This window comes from Sphingobacterium sp. BIGb0116 (assembly GCF_024808035.1).
Taxonomy (GTDB): domain Bacteria; phylum Bacteroidota; class Bacteroidia; order Sphingobacteriales; family Sphingobacteriaceae; genus Sphingobacterium; species Sphingobacterium paramultivorum.
In genome coordinates this window covers 257951-279146 of the sequence record NZ_JANUDT010000007.1, presented here as the reverse complement: position 1 = coordinate 279146, position 21196 = coordinate 257951, and the positions used below count along the sequence as shown (strand labels likewise).

Here is a 21196-nt window from a genome sequence, read left to right as displayed (position 1 = left end):
TTTAACGTGTCGGATTTTCCGAAGGCTTCGAAATGGTATTACATTTGAACATATCCGAATAAAATCGGTAATTTTAAGAGCAAAAATTATCAGCTTATATTAAGACATTTTAAAATAAAAATAAGTTTATGAATAAGGTCGGTTTAACGCTATTAACAGCTGTTTTCGGTGGAGCGGTAGCATTAGGAGGTTACAAGCTTATTGAGAATAAGAAGTTTGATGGTATGTCTTTCGAAGACAAACAAAAGGTTTATTTTGCAAACAATCCAACAGGGGTAATGTCCTCTACAGGTAATCCTGATTTTACCCAAGCTGCGGCGGCGGTATCACCGGGTGTCGTACATATTAAGACTACTTATAGCCGTAAGGGGTCGCAGCAATCGCAGGGTTCTCCGTTCGATATGTTTGAAGAGTTTTTTGGCATGCCACAAGGTGGTGGACGTCGTCAAATGCAGTCGCAACCCGTACAGGCATCTGGATCAGGTGTAATTATTTCCGATGATGGCTATATTGTAACGAACAATCACGTCGTGGAAGATGCAGATAAAATTGAAGTGGTACTAACAGACAAGCGTTCGTTTGAAGCTAAATTGATCGGACGTGATCCGAATACCGATTTGGCTTTGTTGAAAGTGTCAGGTAAGGGCCTTCCTGTTGTCAAATTGGGTAACTCAGACAATGTCAATGTCGGTGAATGGGTACTGGCTTTCGGATATCCGCTTGGACTTCAATCTACAGTGACCGCAGGTATCATTAGTGCTAAAGGTCGTCAGATTGGTATTTTGAATGAAGGTCAACAACAACGTGGTAATCCATTTGGTGGTGGACAGGATCAAATCCCAGTAAGTTCAGCGATCGAATCCTTTATTCAAACAGATGCGGTTATCAACAAAGGGAATAGTGGCGGAGCCTTGACTAACGCTTCTGGAGAATTGATTGGTATTAACTCCGCCATAGCCTCTCCAACAGGAACATATGCTGGTTATGGTTTTGCGATTCCGGTCAATTTGGTGAAAAAGATTGTTGATGACTTTGTCGAATACGGTAATGTAAAACGTGGTTATATTGGTGTGACTTATACTGAAATAACACCTGAATTGGCCAAGGAAAAAGGTTTTACAGATGTGGATGGCTTATATGTTCAAGATGTAGTTGGTGGCGGTGCTGCAGAGGCTGCAGGTGTCAAAAAAGGAGATATCTTGACCAAGATTAATGGAAAAGTGATTACAGGTTCACCTGTCTTAAGTGAAACTATAGGTCGTGCGCGTCCTGGAGATAAGGTCAATGTTACTTACAAACGTGATGGTAAGGAAAAACAAGTAACTATGACATTGAAAGGTGAAGAATCCTTGAAGACTGCAAGTACAGGAGGAAAAGCTTCTAAAAGTGCAACGGAGATTTACAATAAATTAGGGGCAAGCTTTATTCCTGCTTCAGCTCAGAAGAAAAAGGAACTGGGTGTAAACTCTGGAGTTGTTGTGACCCAAGTGAATCGTGGTGGCATCTTTGATTATTTCGGTGTAGAGCGTGGACTGGTCATTACAGAGGTGAATGGAAAAGCGGTCAATACAGTAGATGATGTTGAAACAGCGCTTGGTGCAACGCAACGTAATATTGTACGATTGAAAGGAGTATCTCCGCAAGGTGGTGCTGTTCAATTGAGCTTCCCTGTAGAATATTAAACATTGAATTAAGAATTGGTTGATTAATATAGTTTAGGTGGTTCTAACCGTAAGGTTAGGCCACCTTTTTTATGCTTTGTGTTATTGATCGTATTTTTTATGACGATATCATTCAGCTCGCTACGCTTGGTTTAATGAAAAGAGTTTAGTCTCATTGGCTTCATTGAACTTGGTTATTGGACAGCAAAGTTCTCCGGTCTGTTTTCATTGCTGTTGGTGGATACGGAGTCAGAAGGACTTTATGGGAAAGCTAGGACACTTGGTAAGAAGTAAGTCAATTTTAAGCCGGTTGTTTCCTTAATCATTTTAGTTTAGCTATTTTGCGGAATGAAGTGCCGAAACAGCTCCAGCACTTTTTATGCTGGGCCCTTCTGGCCTTGTGATTTATTACATATTTTGCTATTGACAAGCGCGAAAGCCTGATTATGTCGGCTAATGGCGTTCTTTGCACCGTTTAGTTGGATCATAGCGTGGTATGGCTACTCTTTGATAGCTTTTAAAAATTATAGAGATGAAGATTTTAATGGTTTGTTTGGGAAATATCTGTCGTTCTCCCCTTGCACATGGTATATTGAAACAAAAAGCAGCAGATAAGCAATTAAACTGGGTTGTTGAATCGGCGGGTACAGGCGACTGGCATATTGGTGAAGCCCCCGATCGTAGAGCTATAGCAATTGCAAAGAAATATGGTGTCGATATTTCCGGTCAGCGAGCTCGGCATTTCAAACCGCAATTTTTTTCCGAATACGATCTTATATTTGTAATGGATAGACAAAACTATGCGGATGTATGCGCTCAGGTGATTGATAAGGAAGATCTGCACAAAGTTAAATTGTTTTTGGGAGATGATGTTGTTCCTGATCCGTATTTTGATGATAATTTGTTCGATCCAGTGTTTCAGATGATTGATCAACGTTGTGCAGAGGTTATTGCCAAAGGGGGGAATCCAATAGTATAACTGTATTTATCTGTGCGTTAATTTGCTTGCAAATCATCGTAAATTTATCTTAGTTTGTTTAAAACAAAAAAATGAAGGCAGCAGAAGTAAACAAGAAGTGGAGCATCCTACAGGGTGAAATTGCTTCGCTATTCGATATGGAAAAGCCTGACATCAAGGTCTGTTTATTCCTTATTGGTGTTCAGGAATTGGGGAAAGGTGCCCAAAAATTCTCAAAACGAGAAAAAGAAGAATTGATGCACATTGCGACGTGTCGTCTTTTCAGTGCTATGGGATTTTATAATCTGAAAGGTCTGGATGAAGAAGGGTGGCCACATTGGGAATTGGTAAAACCTATTCCTAACTATACTCTTTTGGAACAGGAACTGATTATGAAGTCGTTGATCATAAATTATTTTGAGGAATTAAACGTTATCTAGAAGATAACACAATTGAAAAGATAGGAAGTTCTAAATGGGAACATATAATTATTAACAGATGAGATTTTTAAAGGCTAGTTTAATAGCAGTATTCTGCTTTTTACAGGTTTTGGCATTTGCGGCTAAACCCGAGTTTAAATATGTACAGATCGTTACTGACAAGGGGACCTGTGTGCTGCGGTTGTACAATGAGACACCAAAACATCGGGATAACTTCGTGAAATTAGCAAAAAGTAAATACTACGACGGAACCTTGTTCCATCGCGTCATCCAGAATTTTATGATTCAGGGGGGCGATCCTGACTCAAGAAATGCCGTTGGAGGAGCGCAGCTGGGTAATGGAGGACCAGGGTATACCATTCCTGCGGAGATCGAAGATGGTCTATACCATAAAAAAGGTACTATTGGAGCGGCTAGAGATAACAATCCCGCAAAAGCTTCTTCGGGTTCTCAGTTTTATCTTGTTCAGGGAAAAGTATTCACCCCTGAAGATCTCAATCGTTTGGAGCAAACACGGATGAATGGTAAGAAATTTTCGGAAGCCCAACGCCAAGCGTACACGACTATTGGCGGTGCGCCACATTTAGACTGGAATTATACTGTATTTGGTGAGTTGGTCAAGGGAGTGGATGTTATTGATCAGATTGCAGCTGTGAAAACAGATAAGCACGATAGACCAGAAGTCGACCAAAAGATGAACATGCATGTGCTAACGAGGCGAGAAGCGTTAAACTTAGAGCGGGAATTAAAGGGTCTAAAACCTCAGACTGGTATCTTTTCTAAAATCGGTGATCTGTTCTCTTCTAAGGATTATTAATGTTTTTATGAAGTCGCAAATCAGGGATTGAAGCGCTTTTTTCCCTATTATTTAGAATCTCAATACTCAAAAAATGAAAATAGTAACCTATAATGTGAATGGTTTACGTGCAGCCTTGAAGAAAGATTGGTTAGGCTGGTTGAAAACTGTAAATGCGGATGTCATATGTCTTCAGGAAATTAAAGCTACACCGGATCAAATTCCCGAAATTGCTTTGTTGGAGCAGATGGGCTATGAGCATTACTGGTATCCAGCTCAAAAAAAGGGCTATAGCGGAGTCGCCTTGTTTACGCGAATCACACCTAAGCATATTGAGTATGGTTGCGGTCATGAAGATTATGATTTTGAAGGGCGTGTTATCCGTGCTGATTTTGATCAGGTTTCAGTGATGAGTACCTACTTTCCATCAGGTACAACAGGAGATGTGAGACAGGATTTTAAATACCGTTTTCTGGAGGATTTTCAGTTATATAGCGATAAGCTTTTGATCGAAAAACCGAATTTGGTCGTTTGTGGTGATTATAATATTTGTCACCGTGCCATCGATATTCACAATCCAAAATCAAATGCAAATTCTTCGGGATTTCTTCCGGAAGAGCGCGAATGGATGGAGAATTTTATTAATTCGGGGTATATTGACTCTTTTCGCCATTTAAACCTGATCCACACCACTATAGTTGGTGGAGCTATCGCGCAGGGGCTCGTGCAAAGAATTTGGGCTGGCGTATTGATTATAATATGGTTTCAAAACCTTTGGCGGGACAAATCAAATCTTCCAGCATAATGCCGGATGCAGTCCATTCCGACCATTGCCCGGTATTGCTGGAGCTTGCTATCTAATAATTAGATAACATTTCATAAAAAAAGGCTTTCATACGTATGAAAGCCTTTTTTTATGGTGAAGCGCAAGAGCACATTATTAACGAACTATCTCCCCTGGCTATGGATAATGGAAAGTTGCTGGGCAACTTTCTCTGCGATCGTTAAAAATGATTTCGTTACAGGATCTTCGGTATCTATGGCAACAGGGAAACCATTATCTCCTGCATCAGAAATGCCTTTTAACAAAGGGATTTCACCTAGGAAAGGAACTTTATATTCTTCTGCAAGACGTTTTCCGCCATCTTTACCAAAAATATAATATTTATTCTCTGGCAGTTCAGCTGGTGTAAAATAGGCCATATTTTCCACGACACCCAATAATGGAATATTGATGCTATCCATTAAGAACATTCCAATTCCTTTTACAGCATCAGCCAGGGCAACATGCTGCGGGGTTGTGACAATGACCGCTCCCGCGATAGGGAATGTCTGAGATACGGTGATATGGATGTCACCAGTACCTGGAGGCATATCAACAACCAAGTAATCCAGTTCACCCCAATGTGCATCGTTAAAAAGCTGCTTGATGGCCGAGGTTGTCATCGGGCCACGCCATGGAATAGGCTGGTTTGGATCAGTGAAAAATCCTATTGAAAGTAATTTCAGTCCAAATTTTTCAAGCGGTTCAATTTTAACCTGACCGTCTGGCATTTCAACTGAACCTGGTTTAGCGCCTTCAAGCCCAAACATAATCGGAAGAGATGGACCATAGATATCGGCGTCTAAAAGTCCTGTTTTAGCACCTTTAGCATGGAGAGCAAGCGCAAGATTTGCGGCAACAGTAGATTTACCAACTCCACCTTTGCCTGAAGATACCAGGATGATGTTTTTAATACCTGAGACTTGCGCACCTTGTTTTCCGATCACATTGGAAGTCATATTGATATGAACTTCGAGGTTTTTGTCTATGAAATGGGCTATGGCGTTTCGACAGGCATGTTCAATATGGTCCTTAAGCGGGCAAGCTGGAGTAGTTAAAATGACATCGAAAGAAATTTTTTCACCTTCGATCTCGATATTTTGAATCATATTCAATGTTACAAGATCCTTTTTCAAATCAGGCTCTTCAACATAGGATAATGCATTTAATATTTGTTCTTTGGTAACCATCTATTATTCATTTGTAATCATGGATTACAAAACTACTCATTGCGGATCAATTTCATGTCATTTCTTTGTTTTTAATGGGATTAAGATTACTGTATCGTACTCCTAATCTTTAGGAAAGATCCGTTATCCAGTACGTTTTCGTTTTCGGGTAATCAAGGTGTTTTCTAAATAATTTTGTCGGACTGTAGAAAGGGATAAAGGCCATCCTGGTTTCAGTGAATTATAATTGTATATGCAGCCAAATTTATCTAAGTTTGACTGTTGATATGCACGAATTTGCATTAAGTAATAATTATGTCCAATCGATTTATAACATCTTTTAAGTCCCGCAAATGGCGATGGCTTTATATCGCTTTAGCTGCTATTTTGGTTTTGGCGATCGCAGTAGGCACGTATGCTTATCAGAAAAGAGATGCCATGCTCATGGGAGCAATCAACAAAGCGAAAGCGAAGTTGCTTGAAAAGTATGATATGGAATTGAAGATTCAATATTATGCTTTCCAGGGGATTAATGCCGTACAGTTTAAGAATATACAGCTATTGCCCAAAAATAGAGATCAATTAGCCCAAATCAATGATTTGACAGTATCTGTTAAATTATGGCCTTTGTTATTTGGGGATGTGAAGTTAGGACAAGTTCTTTTAGATAATGGGAAGGTTTCTCTTGTTAAAAAGGATTCGATCAGTAACTACGATTTCCTGTTCAAAAAGCAGAAAAAGGATACTGTTGAAAATGATAACCCAAAGCAGAATCTGGCGGCCTTGGCAGATCGATTGTTGAAAAATGTATTTTTTAAGATTCCAAATGATCTCGATCTCAAAAACCTTGAACTTTCCTATCGTGACGACAGTACTTCACAACGCGTTGTTATTCCTTCTGCTGTGATAGACGGCGGAGATATGGAAACGAAGTTCTTGCTAAATGACCATGAGGCAGCTTGGAATCTGACCGGAACGATTGATTCAGATAATCAAGAGTGTGATCTTCGTCTTTTTTCCGATAAGAAGGAGGTAAATCTTCCACTATTACAGCGCAAATTTGGTCTTGCGGTAAGTTTTGATGAAATATCCTTCCGATTGGACAAGGCTCATAGAAGAAATAAGGAGTTACTGGAGTTGCATGGGCAATGGGGATTTAAAAATCTGAAAGTAAATCACTGGCGTATTTCTAGTAAAGATGTTATCTTTCCTGAGGCCAGAATGCAAGGTGCATTGAATATCGGAGCATGGTCGATTGAAGTAAGCAAAGAAAGTACCGTACAGGTCAAAGATTTTGTGTTTTCTCCTTATATCAAATATGTGCACAAGCCGGAAAAAGAACTCTTCCTTGCCATTCATACCGATAGGATAGAGGCTCAGCACTTTTTTGATGCCATGCCAGTTGGATTATTTCCTGGCTTAGACGGTATTCAGGTGGAGGGGCATATTCAATACGATCTGAACTTTGCTCTCGAAATCAAAAAGCCCGAAAAGCTTCTTTTCTCTTCTAAGATGGATGATAAGGATTTAAAAGTCGTCAAATGGGGGGAGGCCGATATTGCGATGTTAAATACACCATTCACGTATACCGCCTATGAAGATGGTAAGCCGATGCGGGAGATTGTTGTCGGACCTCAAAACCCTAATTTTACACCTATAGATCAAATATCTCGTTATATGCAGATTAGTTTGATCAATACAGAAGATCCATTTTTCTTTAAACACAAGGGCTTTGAGGAGAAGGCTTTTAAGCTCTCCATTGCTACAAATATCAAGGAAAAAGGATTTAAACGAGGGGCAAGTACGATATCAATGCAACTGGTGAAAAATGTTTTTCTAAATCGGAATAAGACCGTGGTGCGGAAGCTGGAAGAAATTTTGCTGGTATGGCTGATGGAACGCTCTCAGCAAGTGAGTAAAAAACGCATGTACGAGGTTTACCTGAATGTCATCGAATGGGGCAATAATGTATATGGTATTACCGAAGCTGCACGCTATTATTTTGGGAAAACACCGGCGCAATTAGGCCTTGGAGAAAGTATATTTTTGTCGAGCATTGTTCCGCGTCCTAAAAAGGGATTGAACTTTTTTGACTGGACAGGGCACCTGAAAGGGAATATGTTGCGCTATTTTAATACCTATGGTCATATTATGACCAAAACAGGGCAGATTAGTGTGGATTCAACAACTTCAAATTATGGTTTTTATGAAGTTGTTCTGCAGCCGCATCTGCGAGCAGCAAGACCAGCTGTGGTCGATTCTGTTGATGTATTTGATATGGGAGATGATCCATTGTTGTTCGATCGTCTCGAAAGTAATTCTCCTGCAGATAATCTTGAGCGTGTATCTGTTCCAAAGAAGCTAAAACAAATGGATCTGACGGAAAAGAAAGATGAGGAGGCTAGTGAGCAGGAGAAACCAAAACGATCGCTATTTGATAAGATATTGGGGCGTAAAAAAGAGGAAAAAGAAAACGACGCACATAAATAGTGCCTGTGACGAAAGAAGAATATTAGCATGAAAAAGATAGAAATTGACGGACTGCTTTTCGAACCTTTATTTGAAGAGGAGCAAATTCAGAAACGAGTGCGCTTGATGGGGATTGATATAAGCCTGCGTTATGAACATAAACAGCCTGTTTTTATAGGTGTCTTGAACGGATGTTTTATGTTTATGGCAGATCTGCTTAAGCAAATTGATGTTCCTTGTGAGATGTCGTTTATTAAGTTGGCGTCTTATATTGGAACGGGGCAATCTGAATTAAACGAGCTTTTAGGACTTGGTATTGATCTTGAAGGCCGTGATGTGATTATTGTAGAAGATATTGTTGACTCTGGGCATTCCCTGAAGTATACATTGGATGCCGTGAAAAAATTGAATCCAGCGAGTGTGATTGCCTGTGCACTTCTGGTGAAACCCGAGGCGCTGCAGTATCATTTCGAGGAATTGACCTATGTTGGCTTTGAAATAAGTAAGGAATTTGTCGTTGGGTATGGTATGGACTTTAATGGTCTTTGTCGGAATCTCCCTGATATTTATAAAAACGTAGCAGTCTAATGTACTAATAAGTGATTATTAGATTGCAACTATAGAATTTTGATCTATTCAATTGTTTGATCGTTGTATAATTCCTTTAGATTTATGCGTAAAATTTCTAAATCAGGCAAGGGTAATTTAGAGACAGTTTCAAATATTTCCTTTTCATCAAATTTAATGACTAAGACACCTTTGTTATCTTCCTCATAGCCTGATTTTTGTATTGTAAAGTCTATCTTTTCAAAATCAAATTCTTTTTGACCTCCTTTAAACCATTGGTAGTCGGCGGTGTAGTTGATTTTGTTTTTTTGAAATTCAATAATTTCAGCGCCATAGGTATTCCATAATGAAACACGGAGCATATAGTATGCTATTAATCCAAATAAGCCAAGCATGATAACACTCACAATTGTCAGCCCGCTATTGGATACATTGACAGTGACGCCACCAAGGGGTAGAATTATAGAAAATATGGTAAGTAAATAGATGAATAGTCTGGCAATTAGCGGACCTCTTTTTTCTTTTAATACCAATTGGTTTTGTTTTAGGTCGATTTGATTCATATACTGCATTTCTGTTCTTAACGGTCTGTTTTTATGGTGTAGAGAATCTGTTTTGATTTCTATAAATTAGTATTTGCGAAACCTATGCGTATTTTAATGGTTAGCTATTTAAACGAACAGGTTTCGATGTGGTCGTTCACCATTCCAACGGCCTGCATATAAGCATAACAGATGGTAGAACCGAAAAATTTGAATCCCCTTTTCTTCATGTCTTTTGCTATTTTATCAGAAATAGCTGTAGTTGCAGGTACCTGTTGCAAACTGGTCCAGTGGTTGACAATCGGTTGTTTTTCGGGCAAAAAGGTGTATAAATAGTCGTAGAAGCTACCATATTCTGCCTGGATTTTCTTGAAGTGCTGCGCATTGGTAATGGTGGATTCAATTTTATTCCTGTGTTTGATGATTCCCGAATCGACCAAAAGTCTAGCAACATGTTCGTTGGTATAAGCAGCGACTTGGTCAACATCAAAATTGGCAAAAGCTTCTTGGTATGCCGTTCTTCGACGAAGAATCGTGATCCAGCTTAGACCAGCTTGTGCAGACTCCAAGATCAAGAATTCAAATAAAGTTTTGTCATCGCGGACTTGTCGTCCCCATTCTTTATCGTGATAGTCTACATATTGTGGGTCAGATCCGCACCATTGACAACGTGTGATTTCTTTGTACATGTTCTCTGAAGATTTTTTGAATGCAATATAACTTTTTATCCTAACTTTACGACCACAATTTAAGAGTTTCGAATATAGACGGTTGTTGAACATTTCATTGCCGTTAAGAGACAATTCATTTTAATGAGCGTAACTATCTTCAAATATCATTTTCTATTTGTAGTATTCCTGCTATTTTCAATAACAGGATCAAATGCACAGCGACGGACTTTACGGGCAGTTGTTCAGGACAGCAGCATCGTTAGGACGGATAGTCTAAATGTTGTCAGGGATTCTGTCGAAACGCCTAACCAAAAAGTTTTGGCGTCCTTGAACCCAGCGTTACAAGATCAATATCGGATCGTAACAGTGAACGGGGAAGGTTTAAGGGTTCATAACATTTATAATTTTGATGTACAGCAGTATTTTCAGGGTGAACTGAGAAAAAGCAATTTGGATCGGCAATATGGGACACTCAAGGCTCATCGTGAAAACTGGATTCTATTTACGGTTCTTGCATTGATCTTTGGTGTTGGGTTGATTCGGGTATTTTTTCCCTCTGATATCAAATTGGTTTTTCAGGGTTACTGGGATGATCGGGTTTTACTCTCTGTAAGCAAAGAGGATACGATTTTGACATCCTGGCCATTTATTTTTCTATTCGTATTATTCTCCGGGGCGATAGGCTTATTTGTAAGTCTATTCTATGCGTATGAATTAAATAGATTCGATTTTATTACTTTCCCCAATTATATGAAGACGGCGGGAATGGTGGGCAGTTTATTTGCGCTAAAAATCGGTTTCATCCGATTTTTATCCTTTGTTTTTGAAATTAGAAAGCTAGTAAAGGAGTATGTGACAGTGCTGTATCTGATTTATTTCAATACACTTTTTTTAATGCTTCCTGTACTATTAATTTTGAGCCTTGTACCCTTGACATCAGTAGGTATTGTGCTGCATTTGGCCATCGTTGGAGCGGCTTTACTCTTTTTCTATCGATTTCTTAAGACCGCGGCTCATATTATGTCTATGTATAAATTTTCAATTTCCTATTTAATTTTGTACCTTTGTTGCCTAGAAATAGCACCAATATTAATACTGTTAAGATTATTGAGCTAAAACTGGTTAATATGCAAACTTCAGACGTAGAAAGAGCAAAGAAGGTAAAAAGTGTACTGGTGACTTTACCAAAACCTGAAAACGATAAGTCCCCTTATTATGATTTAGCAAAGAAATACGGGTTAAAATTAGACTTTCGAGGTTTTATACACGTAGAAGGAGTTCCTGCCAAAGATGTGCGTAGGGATAAGGTTAATTTAGCAGATTATTCTGCCGTAATATTTACGAGTAGAAATGCTGTAGATCATTATTTTAGAATTTGTGAAGAGATGCGATTTGAAGTGTCTGCAGAAATGAAATATTTCTGTATTTCAGAGACGATTGCCCTCTATCTTCAAAAGTATATTCAATATAGAAAAAGGAAGATTTTCTTTGGTAAACAGACCGCGAAAGACCTTGAAGAGGTATTGAAAAAACACAAAGGGGAGAATTTCTTGTTCCCTTGTTCGGATGTAGCTAATGAGGAAACAAGTAATTGGTTACAACAAAACGGCTATAAATTTACACCAGCTGTGCTTTTTAGAACTGTTGTAAGCGATTTGACTGATTTGAAAGATGTTTTCTACGATGTTATCGTGTTCTTTAGCCCTTCAAGTGTACAGTCCTTATATGATAACTTCCCTGACTTTAAGCAGAATAATACCAGGATTGCAGCATTTGGTGCTTCTACTCAACAGGCACTTTTAGATCACGGATTGATTTTAGATATCCCTGCTCCAACACCAAAAGCTCCTAGTATGACGATGGCTGTAGAAGAATATATCAAAAAGGTAAATAAGTAGTACCTAACATAAGGTAAATAACAAAAAAAGGGTTCTTAAGAACCTTTTTTTGTTATTTATGCAGTTTAAGGTCCGCAAAGATCTGTAAAGACTTTTACGGGCGTTGTTGTTGAGTTTTATCATTCCGAATCGGGAATGGTACGATGACAATTTTACGAATTGGCCGGATGATCAATTTGTGAGGTATGTTCATATTGTATGAAAGATAAATGAATTGTATTTTTATCTGTAGGGGGTATAGAAATGGTGGCGAGTCGAATCGATGATGTTAAAATGTAATAAAAGTGACGATGGTCATTGAGATTTTAAGTATATTTCTATTAAATTGCTTGGAATAATTTATTCCAATTAAAAATAAAGCATAGGCAGTATTTTTAAAATTTGATAGAAATATTTTTTTATGTTTGTAATTAAGCAAAATTAGTCAGTCGTGAAGTTAAAGCAAGTTGATAAAATTTCGGGCATTCAATCAGAGGACTTTTTAAAGAATTATCTGAAACCAGGTTTTCCTGTAATTATATCAGATTTTATAAGTGCAGAAAGTCCAGCGTGGAAGAAATGGAGTTATGATTACTTTAAGGAAATCGCAGGAGATATAAAGATAGATGTCTATGGAAAAGAGGAAGAATCAATGGACCGTGCTGCCAGTGCTCCTGTTGGCCATATGACATTTGCAGAATATTTGGATCTGATCACAAAAGAACCTACAGAGTTACGGTTGTTTTTGTTCAATCTACTCAAAATACGTCCTGAACTGAAACACGATGTTATTTATAACGATGTCACAGGAGGTAAGGTATTGCAATGGTTGCCATTTATGTTCTTTGGTGGAGAGGGGTCAAGTACCCGTAACCATTTCGATATTGATATGTCACACGTATTTATTTCTCAATTTCAAGGATTAAAACGTATTTGGCTTTTTCCGAATGATCAATCTGATTTGATGTATAAATTGCCATACAATTTTCATAGTATTGCCAATCCAAAATATAGTAGTGAAGAGGAATATCCCGGGATTAAGTACTTAGATGGTTATGAAGCGGTTATTCATCCTGGAGAGACCTTATATATGCCGGCAGGTTGGTGGCATTATATTCAATATGAGACAGAAGGCTATTCGATTTCTGTTAGGGCTTTAGCAAATTCGATCAGCGAGAAATTGCAGGGGGCGCGTAATCTGTTTATCACAAGGCATTTTGACAATACGATGCGAAAGATCTTCAAAGACCATTGGTTCCATTATAAAATTAATACAGCAAAACGTCGAGCCAATAATGCAATTAAAAGAAATAAACGTTAATATAGAAAGGGGACAGTAAAATGTCCCCTTTTGTTTTTAGAATGTATTTTTTGTACAGCATTTCGTTTGACCTCTCCTTAAAGTCTTTGCTATATTCATTCTTCTGCATCGCCCCATTTGCTAGCTTCCCGATAGAATAATGTATAAGGGTCGCTTGGGTAAATCATTGAGTCCGGGTTATGCCGAAATGGGAGATCAGGGTTAAAGATTTCCTGAAGAATATCTCGCATAAATCTGACAAAATTTTCTTTCTGGAAAGCAAGGAATTCATCAGTCAATATTCCCTCTTTACCACTGAATAATGTCCCTTCTTCCCGCATTTTACGGGCGACATAGAGATGGGGCTCGAGTTGTTTTCTTCCTGTCTTTTGTTCAAATACATAGGCATAGAATAGCGTCTGCACCATTGCTTTATTTTCGGTATTTGGCGCAAATACCTGGTCGATTTCTTTGAATATGATCGAGTCTCCACCTGTTTTGTAATCGACAATTCTACTGATAATACGATCGTCGTGTGTTACGACCTCATCTACACGGTCAATGATGCCGTAAAGTGTGACCTGTTGTTCTTCTCCATTGATCTCAATAGGAAAGGGCAGTACATAATCGTGGTCATTCTCGAGTTCAATAATCCGAAATGCTTTGTAGTTGTTGATGTCATATTCAAGATACATCTTGACATACTCGCAGGCAATCTTCAGCATGATCCGCTGCAGGCTGTTTAAATCATGTGTTGTCTTTAATTCGATCTGATATTGCAGGCCTATTTCACGAATCACCTGTGCTTCTATTTTGTCTATCTCGTGCCGAAAGACAGTTGTCGGTGTAAAGTCCTGTTGGCCCTTGAAAGGTAGGAATATCTTCTCCATGACATTATGGATGACAGTTCCCAGTTTATTCATCTCAAATTCCTGAGAGATTGAAGGCGGTTCTTTGATGCCGGCAATATGTTTTAAAAAAAACTGTAGCGGGGATTGCAGGTAAGTTGTTAGAGCCGTTGCAGATATCCTTTTCTGGTTGACGATAAAATCCTGATACATCTTTTCCCAGACTTCACCACGTTTCTCTATGACAATCTCTTGCGCTTTATCGGAAAATTGGATGGTCTGTTGTTGAATTTTTCGGTCAAACTGAAATTTACTTTCAAACTCCAGCTGTTTGATAAAGCGACTTTCTTCGCCGGTAGAGCTTTCGTCCACTAAGCCATTGTAGAAAATATGTATTCCTTCACTGTATTGAAAATGGCGATAGAATAAATAAGCTGACAGGGCATCCTGATTCTCCAATATGGGAAGGCCATAAGCGCTTCTTAGACTATTGGGTATAAAGGTAGGTGAATTGGACGTCTTTGGTAGAATGCCTTCATTTGCTCCTAAAATATATACGTTGTCAAAATTTAAACAACGACTCTCCAAGAGTCCCATAATCTGAATTCCTTCTAGGGGATCTCCTTCTATCGCCGAATTTATTGGGGCGATTGCTTTTTTAATCAAGCCAATCTGGAAGCTGATGCTTAAGGGCGCAACTGTTTCAAAGCCCAGTAGCAGCTGATTTAACGTTTTCTTTGTTTCGATCAAGAGGTTGTTGTCAATTTGGCGGATGCGCTCCTGAGAAGAGATGCTATGCAATAGGTCATCGACGATCAGAATGAGCGCAGGGATCAAATGTGCAGAATTTTCGATTGGCACAAAAAACTGAGGCAGGGAGCTTTTGAGATGAAGTTCCTCAAATGCGATCTCAAAGAGCTGTTTGTCGGCAATCTCTTTTTGGATCTGAAGTTTATCTGCCAAAGAAACCATGCTGAGCGGATGGTTGATAAAGGTCTCTATGACCTGATAAGGAATCTTCCGTCTCTTGAACTGTGATATCTCCAAATGAACATCCATCCATAGGTCCAGGATGCCGAAAATGGGAGACTGCGTCAGTGGATATCCCGTTGTGATGTTGGGGTTGACATCGGGTAGACTCTGTAGCAAAGGAACCAGTAGGTTTTCATCTGCTAGAAGAATGGCAGAGGTCTGTTCCATGTTATGGTGCTGTTCGAGGATATCATAGAGCAATTTTGTTTGGCTGATTTTTCCGGTGCTGGCATATAGATTTACGGTTGAGGTTCTATTGCCTATAATGTTCGGGCTATCGCCAAGGGCATTGATCAAACCTGTTTGAAAAATATTTCGACGGATAAAAAGTCCCGCCTCCTGCATAGTGTCCTCCAGGTAATAGGCATCGGCATCAAAGTAGAATAGTGCGCTGCCTTTGTCCTGCCATTGTTTAAATAATTTTGCCTCGGCTTTATTTAAAGCATTGAAACCGACAAAAAGGATATGCTGAAAGGAAGATGCAAACTGCTGATTCGTAGCCTTGCCATCAACCAGATCACGGTAGATTGTTGGATAGTTGGTTTGTCCTTCTGTTTTGAGCTTTTCTTTGAACCGATCATATAATACGGGCAGTCTTTTCCAAAGTTGAAGAAAGCGCTCTTGTACTCCACTATGCCCCGCAATAGAAAAGGACTGCCAAAATTGACGGATAAACCCTTGCTGTTCTTGCGTGAGATGTTGAAAAGCAATGTCGATTTTGGTATTGTCATAAAGTTCTAGATAGATCTGCTCGATGGGAACGAGATCATAATCCAGTTGACCAAAGTCACTCAATATAATTTCGGCAATGGGATAGAACTCTTCCAGCGTTTCTGGTTGCTTGCCCTCAGCTACCAATAACTCATTATGAATATTAAACAGATGAAAAAATTGGGTTAAAGGACTGGCTTCGGTATCATCGGTCGAAAGTCTGAAAAATTCCTGAATCGTAAAAAACTGCGGCGACCAGATCGCCTGACCATACACTTCGGCAAGATGTTTTTTGAGGTAGGTAATCGGCCGTTTATTATTAAACACGATGGCAATTTCACTCAGATCGTTTCCAAAACGTTTTTGAATGTCTGCTGCTACTAATTTTAGAAAGGCTGTCTGCATCGTGCTATTATTTTACTTCAGTTAATTGATTTGATTTCGCATAATAGAGATAGGCTTTAACGTTGTTATAGCCAAGGTTCTCCAAATTCTTTTTATAGTTGTCGACTTGATACTTGTGCCCAATATAGTCTGTCTGTGTGAATTTAAAATCCAGAACGATTGTTTCTTCCACGGAGGTGAAGACTTTATCGGGACGAATGGTCTCACCCTTGGCGGTAATAATGCTTGCTTCATTCCAGATTTTATAGTTTCCGGTGAGCCATTTATTGATCATGGGGTGCTTCCAGATCTGATTGATCTCCTGCATGAGAAAAGGCTCTTCCTCTTTGGAAAGGATTCCTTCCTGGATCAGTTGGCGTACCAGTTTATGGATGTCTTCTTCCTTTGAAATTTGAGCCATAATATCGTGGGCCAATATACCGTACTGCGCGGCTTTCTCCAGCATCATAATATCATTGATGTTACGTGTACTCGATTTTTCTAAGGCCATTTCCAATTCTTTGGAAATGGGGTAATGGCGAAGGGAAATAATATTGTCTTTTTGAGTCTGATGTTTTTTTTGTTCGATCGTTTGATCGATGTGTACACCTTTTTCCTCCAGTGCAAACGGAGCTATCGGGCTATCCAAGACTTGATAGAGCACATCGCTGATATATTCGTCTTTAATATCATATCCTGTAATTTCACCTGTTTTTTTGTCAACAGATTCTTTAAAGGAAGGTGCCGTAATATAGAGGTGTTCAACAGCACGTGTTGTTGCTACATAGAATGTGTTGAGTGCATCCATGTAGTTGAACAGCATCTCTTCAAAATATTGCTTGAAAAATACAGATTTGCCGACTGTAGATGTATATTTTATTGGAATTTTTCCCAATTGGGCAAAAGGAGTATCCGAGGTCTCTATCCAAAAATCGCCATTGATCATGCCATCGAGATCCCAGGAACAGAATGGAATCATCACAACGTCATAGGCTAGACCTTTTGATTTGTGGATTGTTGTTACCTCGATCGCATTAATTTCTCCGTTGGAAGGGAGCACCGCCCGGTTGCCATCTTCTTCCCAAAACTCCAGGAACTGTATAATGCCACGTTCGCCATTGGTGGAGAAAGCTGAGATCATATCTTTGAATGCGAGGAGGTAAGGGAGGTGGATATTGTCTGTGGTTGTGAAACCGTAGATTTCAATGAGTTTTTCAATTAAATGAACTAAAGGCTGTTTCTGTGCCATTTCCCACGAGTCAATCAGCGCCTCAGGGAGATAATCTTTAAGTGCGCGGATGTCATTGCTCGCAAATTTTAACCATGCATTCTGATCGATTGTCTTATTTTGAATATGCTGGTAGAGATAGACCATCTTTGCTTTATGGATGGTATGTTTATCTGAATTATAGACTAAAGCCTTCAACGTCTCGATCAATAATAGTACAGCATCATTGCTCGCTAAGGATAAAGCATCACCAGATATCACTTCAAATGTAAGTTGCTGCTCTTTTTTGAAGTCCATGAGCTTTTGGATGACCAATTTAGCCTGCACATTACTCCGTACCAGGATGCCGATCTGCTGCGCCTGATATCGTCCGCTACCGAGCCAGTCGCCTATTTTTTGACATAGTTGTAGTAACGATTCTTCAATAACCTGATTTCTTCTGTAGCGTCCATCAGTGACAGGAATGTAGGAGATTTCAATAGATCCTAATTGGTCAAGTTTCCCTTTTTTATGTTCAGGTACTTCCTGTTGGCTGTTTTCATAAGCTTTGACCAGCATATTGTCATTGCCAGCAGAAATCCACCATTGTTTACCTTCTTCATCGAGGCTTTCGAATACTTTTTCATTCAGTACCTGTTGCAGATGTTGGGGAATACTGCTAAAGAGGTAATTGTTTAAATGGATGATATTTGGAAGACTTCTAAAATTGGTGTCGAGGCTTCCGTTTTCGATAAAGGTGGTTTTGCTATCCTCGTCTAAGTGAAAGGTATGACCAACCTGTTGTTCTACCTGTTGCAGGAGTATACGCCAATCCCCATTCCGCCAGCGATAGATACTCTGTTTGACATCCCCAACGATCAGGTGTTCGCTGATTGTGCCTTTGGCATCTGCCAATGCATTGATCAATAGCGGACTATAGTTTTTCCACTGAATACGCGAAGTATCCTGAAATTCGTCAAACAAAAAGTAGTTAAATCGATTGCCGATCTTCTCCCAGATAAATGTTGGATCGCTATTTTCATCAAGTCCGAGTTTGTTTAATAAAATCTGCGAGTCGGAGATTAATTGAGCACCATTGTCCCGCCGCCATTGCGTCAGTAAATCGCTCATTTCCTTGAGCAGGCGTAGGTAATAGAGATTACTTTGTACCGCTTGATAAGCAATGTAAGCCGATAGATTATCGTGTAGCTTTTGGAACGATGCCAGAATGGGCCCGAGTGCGGCGATAAGATCATGACGTATATTTTTGTCACTATCTGTAAAAGCATCTTCATTGTCGATCAACTGGATATACTTTTCCAGTACCTTGGCAATTTCGGAAGCGCTTAGCTTTTCCGTTTTTTTATTGGTTTTGCTAGCGGAGATTATTTTATTGCGCGATTTACCTTTCAGGTCACTTTCGGAGATATTAAAATTCTTAAATGTTTCACTAAAGGCTTCAATTGTCATGGAGAGCGCTTCCGTGAAGGAGTTTATCTTCTGTTCAACTTCCTGATTGAGAAGATTAAAAACTTCCTTTGGATTGGCAGAATTGATGTAGCCATCAAATTCCTGAAAATTTTCAGAGAAAATAAGACTTGCCAAACCCATTAATTGTTGGCGGTAGTTCCAATTTTCATTTTTTGCTATTTTCTTTTCCGCATAAGCGATAATCCAATCCAGTAGGTCGGGTCGTTCATCCAGCAATTGATTAAGCATGACTGTAAGGTCATTTTTCACTTTATTGACATTCATTTCAATCTTATAAGCAGCATCAAGATTGAGTTCATAGGTAAATGCGCGAATGACTTTTTGGGAAAAACCATCAATTGTACTTATGGTAAAATGACTGTAGTCGTGTAGGATACGTCGATAAACCCGAAAAGCTTTCTCTTGTACCAGATGCGGATTCCAATCTGGCTGCTGCTGGAGTAAAAGCTTTCTGAAATCTTCAATTTTAGGGGTACGATTGCCTGTTGCCAAGCCATGGAGCACCGAGAGGATGCGTTCCTTCATCTCGGCGGTTGCCTTATTGGTGAATGTCACCGCCAAAATCTCCTTATAGCTATTCTCGTTGGAGAGTAGGAGTGTGAGATAGTGTAAAGTCAAGCTAAAGGTTTTTCCCGAACCGGCTGAAGCTTTTAGTATTTTTAATGGCGCAACAGATTTCATAGAATGAAGGTAGAAAGTAAAAAGTGAATTGGCAAAAATGTCGATGACTATTTCGAAGGTACTGTACCCAAACCGTTCATCCTGTTTACATTTGGTAAAGATGTCCTTTTGAATAAAGGAGCTGTTTAGTGCCTTGATTTTTGAAAAGTTCGTTGTAGATGCTGTATGGAAGCAAGAAAAGACGAAGGTCTAAGGGGTAGGTGTTACGCTTGAAAGAGCTTGTTGAAAACAGCTAACCCTGTCGTTTTCAGTGAAGTTTTATTAAATTATAATGATGATTAAAAAAAAATAACTATCTTTGCATCCCCTCTAGTATGAAGCTCGGGGGATATGTTGAATACATAAAATAAAATTAAAGAATGGCAACTAAAATCAGATTGCAAAGACACGGTAAAAAAGGACGTCCTTTTTACCACGTAGTCGTAGCGGATTCTCGCGCTCCACGTGACGGTAAATTCATCGAACGTATTGGTTCTTACAACCCAAACACAAATCCAGCAACTATCGTTTTGGATTTTGAAAAAGCTTTGGATTGGATGAATAAAGGTGCTCAACCAACTGACACTGCTCGCGCTATCCTTTCTTACAAAGGTGTTCTTTACAAAAAACACTTGCAAGGTGGTGTGAAAAAAGGTGCTTTTGATGAAGCTGCTGCTGAAGCTAAATTTACAGCTTGGACTGAAGCTAATGATGCAAGAATCACTGGTAAAAAAGATGGTTTAGCACAAACTAAAGCTGAAACTAGAAAAGCTGCTTTAGCTGCTGAAGCTAAGAAAAAAGAAGAAAAAGCTGCTGCTGTAGCTGCTAAAAATGCTCCTGTAGCGGAAGAAACTGCTGCTGAGGAGACTGAAGCTCCTGCATCAGAAGAAACTGAAGGTTAATTCTTTCATAAAGTATTCGAGAAAGCCGACTCAATCTTGAGCCGGCTTTTTTTGAAACAGCCAATAGGCTAATGGTTTGCCAAATCATGTCTCACAGCTAATCGCTAAATACGAAATATATGACTATTGATCAAAGCTTTTACATCGGTTACATCAGTAAAACAAGAGGTCTTAAAGGAGAAGTACAACTGTTTTTTGAATTCGAGGAATACGAGAGTTTGAATATCGATGTTGTCTTTGTGGAAGTGAACAAAAAGCTTGTTCCTTATTTTGTTGATACCATTAAATTTCAAAAAAATAGTACAGCGTATGTGACATTTGAGGATGTGGATCATATCGATAAGGCTCAAGTACTTGTCCGTAAAAAGCTATATCTTTCCAATGATAAGATGCCCGAGCGCGATCCAGATGATTTTAGATATACTGATTTAATCGGTTTTTTAGTGATTGATGAAAACCATGGTGAACTGGGGCAAATAACAGATGTCCAGGAATTTCCACAACAATTTGTCGCCTCGGTAAATATGGACGGTAAAGAACTGATGTTCCCGTTGTCTGATGATTTGATCTTAGGAATCGATGGCGAAGAGGAGATCATTGAAGTTGAATTGCCAGAAGGCTTGGTGGATCTTTATAAAGAATAAGCATATCCCCGAGCTTATTCAAATAAATAGCAGTATACGAACTA

General features: G+C 39.2%; 16 protein-coding genes and 1 pseudogene. 12 read left to right on the top strand and 5 right to left on the bottom strand.

Annotated features, from left to right (window positions below; all coding sequences use genetic code 11):
• Positions 1-128: 128 nt before the first annotated feature.
• The 5 genes and pseudogenes from M2419_RS17625 to M2419_RS17605 all read left to right on the top strand — a co-directional run bounded on the left by M2419_RS17625 (position 129) and on the right by M2419_RS17605 (position 4716).
• Positions 129-1682, top strand: coding sequence for a Do family serine endopeptidase (locus tag M2419_RS17625; protein ID WP_153844352.1), 1554 nt, complete (start codon positions 129-131; stop codon positions 1680-1682).
• 511 nt (positions 1683-2193) lie between these two features.
• The gene (locus M2419_RS17620; RefSeq protein ID WP_153844351.1) at positions 2194-2640 is read left to right on the top strand and encodes a low molecular weight protein-tyrosine-phosphatase; all 447 of its coding nucleotides are present in this window, start codon (positions 2194-2196) and stop codon (positions 2638-2640) included.
• Positions 2641-2711: 71 nt separating this feature from the next.
• Entirely contained in the window at positions 2712-3059 is a 348-nt protein-coding gene (locus M2419_RS17615) for a hypothetical protein (RefSeq protein WP_153844350.1), read from the top strand.
• A gap of 58 nt (positions 3060-3117) precedes the next feature.
• Positions 3118-3876, top strand: a complete 759-nt coding sequence (locus M2419_RS17610; protein WP_153844349.1) for a peptidylprolyl isomerase — start codon at positions 3118-3120, stop codon at positions 3874-3876.
• Between the two features lie 73 nt (positions 3877-3949).
• Positions 3950-4716 (top strand): annotated as a pseudogene (locus M2419_RS17605) (exodeoxyribonuclease III).
• A gap of 87 nt (positions 4717-4803) precedes the next feature.
• On the opposite strand, the gene M2419_RS17600 reads toward M2419_RS17605, so the two are convergent.
• On the bottom strand, positions 4804-5868 hold the full coding sequence (locus M2419_RS17600; RefSeq protein ID WP_153844347.1) for an Mrp/NBP35 family ATP-binding protein: 1065 nt from the start codon (positions 5866-5868) through the stop codon (positions 4804-4806).
• 294 nt (positions 5869-6162) lie between these two features.
• Here M2419_RS17600 and M2419_RS17595 point away from each other — a divergent pair, with 294 nt between their 5' ends.
• The gene (locus M2419_RS17595) at positions 6163-8337 is read left to right on the top strand and encodes a transglycosylase domain-containing protein (RefSeq protein WP_182330651.1); all 2175 of its coding nucleotides are present in this window, start codon (positions 6163-6165) and stop codon (positions 8335-8337) included.
• 27 nt (positions 8338-8364) lie between these two features.
• Complete coding sequence (gene hpt, locus M2419_RS17590) at positions 8365-8904, top strand: hypoxanthine phosphoribosyltransferase (protein WP_075994457.1); 540 nt, start codon at positions 8365-8367, stop codon at positions 8902-8904.
• Positions 8905-8948: 44 nt separating this feature from the next.
• Here hpt and M2419_RS17585 read toward each other — a convergent pair whose 3' ends face one another.
• On the bottom strand, positions 8949-9446 hold the full coding sequence (locus M2419_RS17585; protein WP_182330652.1) for a hypothetical protein: 498 nt from the start codon (positions 9444-9446) through the stop codon (positions 8949-8951).
• A 104-nt stretch (positions 9447-9550) separates the two neighbouring features.
• A complete protein-coding gene (locus tag M2419_RS17580) occupies positions 9551-10114 on the bottom strand; it encodes a DNA-3-methyladenine glycosylase I (protein ID WP_182330653.1) in 564 nt (187 codons plus the stop codon).
• A 123-nt stretch (positions 10115-10237) separates the two neighbouring features.
• Here M2419_RS17580 and M2419_RS17575 point away from each other — a divergent pair, with 123 nt between their 5' ends.
• The 3 genes from M2419_RS17575 (at position 10238) to M2419_RS17565 (ending at position 13294) form a co-directional block, all read left to right on the top strand.
• Complete coding sequence (locus tag M2419_RS17575; RefSeq protein ID WP_153844343.1) at positions 10238-11212, top strand: DUF4271 domain-containing protein; 975 nt, start codon at positions 10238-10240, stop codon at positions 11210-11212.
• 11 nt (positions 11213-11223) lie between these two features.
• Positions 11224-11994, top strand: a complete 771-nt coding sequence (locus M2419_RS17570) for a uroporphyrinogen-III synthase (RefSeq protein ID WP_075994453.1) — start codon at positions 11224-11226, stop codon at positions 11992-11994.
• A gap of 430 nt (positions 11995-12424) precedes the next feature.
• On the top strand, positions 12425-13294 hold the full coding sequence (locus M2419_RS17565) for a cupin-like domain-containing protein (protein ID WP_088163188.1): 870 nt from the start codon (positions 12425-12427) through the stop codon (positions 13292-13294).
• Between the two features lie 95 nt (positions 13295-13389).
• Here M2419_RS17565 and M2419_RS17560 read toward each other — a convergent pair whose 3' ends face one another.
• Together M2419_RS17560 and M2419_RS17555 are read right to left on the bottom strand one after the other, a co-directional pair.
• Positions 13390-16269: a PD-(D/E)XK nuclease family protein gene (locus tag M2419_RS17560; protein ID WP_259255469.1), complete on the bottom strand. Its 2880-nt coding sequence runs from the start codon at positions 16267-16269 to the stop codon at positions 13390-13392.
• 7 nt (positions 16270-16276) lie between these two features.
• On the bottom strand, positions 16277-19627 hold the full coding sequence (locus tag M2419_RS17555) for an exodeoxyribonuclease V subunit beta (protein ID WP_182330655.1): 3351 nt from the start codon (positions 19625-19627) through the stop codon (positions 16277-16279).
• Positions 19628-19986: 359 nt separating this feature from the next.
• Here M2419_RS17555 and M2419_RS17550 point away from each other — a divergent pair, with 359 nt between their 5' ends.
• Together M2419_RS17550 and rimM are read left to right on the top strand one after the other, a co-directional pair.
• Complete coding sequence (locus M2419_RS17550) at positions 19987-20508, top strand: 30S ribosomal protein S16 (protein WP_153844340.1); 522 nt, start codon at positions 19987-19989, stop codon at positions 20506-20508.
• A gap of 119 nt (positions 20509-20627) precedes the next feature.
• Positions 20628-21152, top strand: coding sequence for a ribosome maturation factor RimM (gene rimM / locus M2419_RS17545; RefSeq protein ID WP_075994448.1), 525 nt, complete (start codon positions 20628-20630; stop codon positions 21150-21152).
• Positions 21153-21196: the final 44 nt, after the last annotated feature.